We start from the raw sequence: 2643 nt of genomic DNA, 5'->3' as shown, positions 1-2643 counted from the left end.
CTCCTACTGGCCTTCGAGGCCTGACTGTAATCGGCATGCCACGAGCTCTTCCAATTTTGGCCAGAAGCCGATGACGGCTTCCTCGAATAGGCCTAATACATAGATGCAACGGGGCGGCAGTTTTTTTTGAAAGCGGGTAGACAGTGGGGGCGAGTCCATACATAGGAGCTGGCTTGTCGGATCGCCGCTCTTCACCACTCTACGTCGATCACTTACCGCCAACCACCATACTGCTGAACGGTTCCACATACGCCTGCAACGTCACCAGGCCACCGACCAGGATGGCCAGGATGATCGAATGGAAGAACACATAACGCAGGATTTCCCCTTCATGGCCGTACCAGCGCGTAGCGGTCGAAGCCACCACGATCGACTGCGCGTCGACCATCTTGCCCATGACCCCGCCGGAACTGTTGGCCGCCGCCATCAGCACCGGGCTGAGCCCCAGTTGCTCGGCAGTCACCCGTTGCAAGCCGCCGAACAGCACGTTGGAGGCCGTATCCGAACCGGTCAAGGCCACGCCGAGCCAGCCGAGCAGGGTGCCGAACATGGGGTAGAAAATGCCCGTCGCGGCGAAGGCCAGGCCCATGGTGGCGTCCAGGCCCGAATAACGGGTGAGGAAACCGAGGGCGAGCATCGCCACGATCGTGATCAGCGAGTAACGCACCAGCCAGATCGTTCGCAGGTAATGGTGGATCAGTTGCGGGATCGAATACCCCATCAGCAGCCCGCCGAGGATCGCCGACAGCAGGATGCCGCTGCCGGTGGCGGTGAACCAGTTGAACTTGTAGATCGCTTCTTCGGTTTTCGGTGTTGGCACCACCGGTGGCACCTTCTCGATCTGCTGGTGAATGGTGGTGAAGGTCAGCGTCGGGGCGAAAATCGGGTTGGCCTCGCGCATCGGTTTGCCTTGCGGGTCGAGTTTGGCCGAATGGGTGACCGGATCGATTGCCGCACGGGTATCGAACATGTTTTTGAAACTCTGGGTGCCCCAGGCGAATACGAACACCGTGAGGACGATCCAGGGCATCCAGGCACGCATCACGGCCGAGCGGTTTTCGCTGTTGAAGGTGGCGGTCGCCGTGGGTTCGACGTCGTGCTCGTCATCAATCTTGGAATTGTCCACCCGTCCTGACAGCGCTGCCGAGGTATGGATGGTGGCCGGTTTCCAGACCTTGATGAAGCCGGTCAGGCAGGCCATGGAAATCAGCGCGGCGATCACATCCACCAACATCGGCCCGTGATAGTTGGACACCAGGAACTGTGGCACCGCAAAACTGACCCCGGCCACCAGGATCGCCGGCCAGATTTCCAGCATCTTGCGCCAGCCGGCGAAGGCCCAGATCAGCCAGAAGGGCACGATCACAGAAAAAAACGGCAACTGCCGGCCGACCATCATCGACAGTTCCATCTCATCCAGCCCGGTGACCTTGGCCAGGGTGATGATCGGCGTGCCCAGGGCGCCAAACGCCACCGGCGCGGTGTTGGCGATCAATGCCAGGCCGGACGCCGCCAGCGGCGAGAACCCCAGCCCGATCAGGATGGCTCCGGTCACCGCCACCGGCGTGCCGAACCCGGCGGCCCCTTCGAAGAATGCGCCGAAGCAGAAGGCAATCAGCAGCAACTGCAGCCGTCGATCGTCGGTAATGCGGGCCAGCGAATCCTGCAGCACCTTGAACGAGCCGTTCTCGGTCGTCAGCCGGTGCAGGAAGATGATGTTGAGCACGATCCAGCCAATCGGCAGCAATCCGTTGGCGGCGCCGTACAGCGCGGCGGAACCGGCCATGTTCGCCGGCATGCCAAAGGCGAAGATCGCAATGAGCAAGGCCGAGCCCAGTGCCAGCAGTGCCGCCAGGTGCGCCTTGATATGGAAAAACGCCAAGGCTGCCAGCATCACCACCACCGGCACTGCCGCCATGATGGTTGAAAACACCGGGTTACCGAACGGATCGTAGATTTGCTGCCAGATCATGTTCCACCTCTGCTTTTTATTGTTGGGAATGCAGACCCCGAAGGGGGCGGTGGCTTGTAGTATAGGTGGCATCACGCCGCTGTCCTGGCCGCCCCGCGAACGGGCTGCACTGAGCTAACATGGCCAATGGATGAAGGCGCTACTCGCACGTCAACGGGAGGAATGCAGCAATGACTGAACGCCATATGAACCATAAGGAAACGCTTTCCAACGGATGCAAGATCGAGGTGAAAGCCGAGATTCTGAAGGACGGTTCCCTTGGGATGTTTATCGGTGTCTACCGACCCGACGGCACGGTCATCGATGAAAACCCTGACCCAAAACCGCACATGCTGGATATGGAAGCCGCAATGGACTGGGGCATCGATATCGCCAAGGGCATCGGGAATAGCCAGAGAACCCTGTGAGCCGCGCCTGGAGTTGCCTGCAAGAGCGGGCTTCGGTGTTTAGTACCGATCAGTCAGGCGCACTCATTCTACTGTGGGAGCGGGCTTGCTCGCGAAAGCGGTGAGCCATTCAACATCAACGTGACTGGCCCACCGCTTTCGCGAGCAAGCCCGCTTGTATGCTAGGACTTGAAGGGAGGAGAAGGGACAAAGCCCGATTCTGACTGTTGACGCAGTACAGATCCGTGGGAGATTTCGCCCCTCCTCCTTTCACCCAAGCGCCGA

The 2643-nt window shown here is 60.0% G+C and carries 2 protein-coding genes; one reads left to right on the top strand and one right to left on the bottom strand.

What is annotated here, in order from left to right:
- Window positions 1–208: 208 nt before the first annotated feature.
- The gene (locus F8N80_RS30850; protein WP_150749185.1) at window positions 209–1972 is read right to left on the bottom strand and encodes an L-lactate permease; all 1764 of its coding nucleotides are present in this window, start codon (window positions 1970–1972) and stop codon (window positions 209–211) included.
- Window positions 1973–2142: 170 nt separating this feature from the next.
- Here F8N80_RS30850 and F8N80_RS30845 point away from each other — a divergent pair, with 170 nt between their 5' ends.
- Window positions 2143–2379, top strand: a complete 237-nt coding sequence (locus tag F8N80_RS30845) for a hypothetical protein (RefSeq protein WP_150749184.1) — start codon at window positions 2143–2145, stop codon at window positions 2377–2379.
- Window positions 2380–2643: the final 264 nt, after the last annotated feature.

Origin of the sequence: Pseudomonas fluorescens, assembly GCF_902497995.1 — a bacterium.
In the GTDB taxonomy this organism is placed as follows: Bacteria; Pseudomonadota; Gammaproteobacteria; order Pseudomonadales; family Pseudomonadaceae; genus Aquipseudomonas; species Aquipseudomonas fluorescens_BK.
Note: the sequence above shows the minus strand (reverse complement) of the source record. Positions and strands in the feature narration are given on the sequence as shown.